The sequence below is a fragment of the Bacillus sp. C30 genome (assembly GCF_040838255.1).
Classification (GTDB): Bacteria; Bacillota; Bacilli; order Bacillales; family Bacillaceae_G; genus Bacillus_A; species Bacillus_A mycoides.
The window spans coordinates 1-2717 of sequence record NZ_JBFPJH010000400.1; the positions used below are offsets into that span (position 1 = coordinate 1).

At 35.6% G+C, this 2717-nt stretch carries 3 protein-coding genes; all 3 read right to left on the reverse strand.

Annotation, left to right across the window (positions count from 1 at the left end):
* Positions 1–113 precede the first annotated feature (113 nt).
* A complete protein-coding gene (locus AB3X49_RS20835; RefSeq protein ID WP_367964481.1) occupies positions 114–962 on the reverse strand; it encodes an ABC transporter permease in 849 nt (282 codons plus the stop codon).
* A gap of 16 nt (positions 963–978) precedes the next feature.
* A complete protein-coding gene (locus tag AB3X49_RS20840) occupies positions 979–1965 on the reverse strand; it encodes an aliphatic sulfonate ABC transporter substrate-binding protein (protein WP_159146782.1) in 987 nt (328 codons plus the stop codon).
* 17 nt (positions 1966–1982) lie between these two features.
* Positions 1983–2717, reverse strand: a 735-nt coding sequence (locus tag AB3X49_RS20845; protein WP_483298790.1) for an ABC transporter ATP-binding protein, incomplete at its 5' end; no start/stop codon positions are given.

Sequence of the window (2717 nt, forward strand, 5' to 3'; positions counted from 1 at the left end):
TTCAGCGAAAGCAAAGACGTTAGGTGAGGGATCAACTGCCCATAAAAGCCCGATTAGTTCAACTAATAATCAGTGGGGGATGCCCCCCACTGATTAAAGTTTCACTTTATATATTAATTCCCTGTCTCCCCTTTAAAATTATCTCGCCATCTTAAAAATTTCACTTCTAGTAAACGTACGAGTGAGTCAGAAAACTTCCCAACGAATGCAAAGATAATAATGCCAACGAATACGATATCTGTATTTGAAAATTGCCTTGCATCCATAATCATATAGCCAATACCTTCAGTTGATCCCATAAGTTCTGCTACTACTAAACTCACCCATGCAACCCCTAAAGATAATCTTGCTCCAAGTAATAGGTTCGGCAATGCGGCCGGCAAAATTAATTTCGTAATTAACTTTCGTTTACTAAACTCTAACACTCGCGCAACATCAAATAGCTTTGAATCTACACCGCGTATTCCTAAAAACGCGTTTACGTATAAAGGAAAAAATGCACCGTCCGCAATTAATAACACTTTCGATGTTTCGCCAAAACCGAACCATAATACGAATAGAGGCGCAACAGCTAAATGAAGTACAGTTCTTAACATTTGTACAGACGGATCTAAATATTGCTCACTTCTCGTTGAAAACCCGACAATTGTTCCTAAAATAATTCCTAGGCTCCCACCGATAAAGAAACCGGCTGCAGCCCTGAATACACTAATACTTAAATGGCTAAATAATTCCCCTGTTTTTAAAAGCTCTTGAAAAGCTAGAAATATATCTAATGGCGTTGGTAAAACTGTTTTAGAAACAAGACCGAGTACGCCAGCTAACTGCCAAATAATTAGTATGATAATAGGTATAGTAATTGCCCTTATTACTGCTTTCAAATTCGTCTTCCGCACTTTCTTTACCTTGTTTTTCTCAATCGTTATGCTCGTTGGTTTCATAACAGCTTTCGTATTCTCCAATTTACAAAACCTCTTTTCACTTCGCCTTTAATGCTTTTTCTACGAAAGAATTATCTACAACTTTATCTGTATTAATTTCTTTCTTTATAGAACCGAGCTTATATTGAAAATCTGCTGTCTTTTGTTGTTCTGCTATTATTTCTTTCGTTATCGGTACTAAAATTGGTTTGTCGTGATTAAACACTTCTTTTACAATCTCTGCATCTATTTTCTTTGCAGAAGTGTATATTTTTATTGCTTCATCTAAATTTGACTCTTGCCATACACGTGCTTTTTCATACACCTTAAGGAATTCCTCAACTAATTCTGGATGCTCTTTCGCAAATTTTGTTCTCGCAATTAAAAATTCTGGTGAAGAGACATTTAACGTTTCACCATCTGCAATCACCTTCGCTCCTTTATTTACCGTATGTAACGATATGAAAGGATCCCAAATTGCCCATGCATCTATTGAACCAGATTCAAATGCAGGCTGCGCCTCATCTGGTTGTAATTGAATGACATTTACATCTTTTGCATCAATACCTTCTTTATCTAGTGCCCGATACAATAAATTAAATGCACTACTTCCTTTTGCTACTGCAATTTTTTTACCTTTCAAATCTTTTACACTCGTAATCTTGCTATCTTTTTGTACAAGTATTCCAGTTCCTTTTCTCGCATAACTTGTATTGGCGATTTCAGTAAATCCAATTCCCGCTGCTTGTGCTGAAATGACTGGAGAATTCCCAACTTCACCAAAGTCTAATCGATTTGATGCGATAGCTTCAAAGTAAGGAGGACCACTTTGAAACTCTGTCCACTTCACTTGAACTCCTTCTTTTTTAAACTCCTCTTCAAACCATCCCTTTTTCTGTGCCAGTAATAGCGGGCTTAACCCTTGCTGTATACCAATTTGTATTGTTACATCTTCCTTCTTACTGCTTGTTGTACTTTTTTCACATCCTACTACGAATAAAGATATTGCTAAAGCAAAAGAAAGAACCTTAAATGTTTTATGCATATATAATCATCCTTTTCCTATATACTTGTTTGAATCAGTCCCCCATATTCAAACTGATGTAACACTTTCGTTCGAAGTTGTTGGAACGATTGAGAAGTTTTATTTCGTGGATAAGGCAAATTATTTTCAATAACTTTATGTATTTTTCCAGGCTTTGCACTCATGATTATAATTCGGTTTGAAAGATATATCGCTTCGTCTATATCATGAGTAACAAATATCATTGTCGTTTTCTTCTGCTCCCAAATATTCAACAGTACTTCTTGCAAATGACTTCTAGTAAAAGCATCAAGTGCTCCGAATGGTTCATCAAGTAATAATACATTTGGATCCCTTAACAACGCTCTTGCAATCGCAACACATTGTGACATCCCGCCTGAAATTTCTTTCGGATATGATTTTTCAAAACCATCTAATCGAACGATTTCAACCCATTCCTTAACCTTATCTTTTACATACTTATCTTTTAACGACAGATCTGCAGCAATATTTTCTTCAACTGTTAACCATGGAAAGAGTCTATGCTCTTGAAATATAAATCCTTGTTTCTTACTTGGCTTTAATACTTGCTCTCCATCTATAACAACTTCACCTTCAAAATCATTGTCTAATCCTGCAACAATTTTTAGTAGAGTGCTTTTTCCACACCCACTCGGACCAATTACAGTAACAAAATCTCCCTTCTCTAATTGAAAATTTATATTCTCTAACACCTGAACATTTCTTGTTTGTTTCAAAAAACATTTTGATAC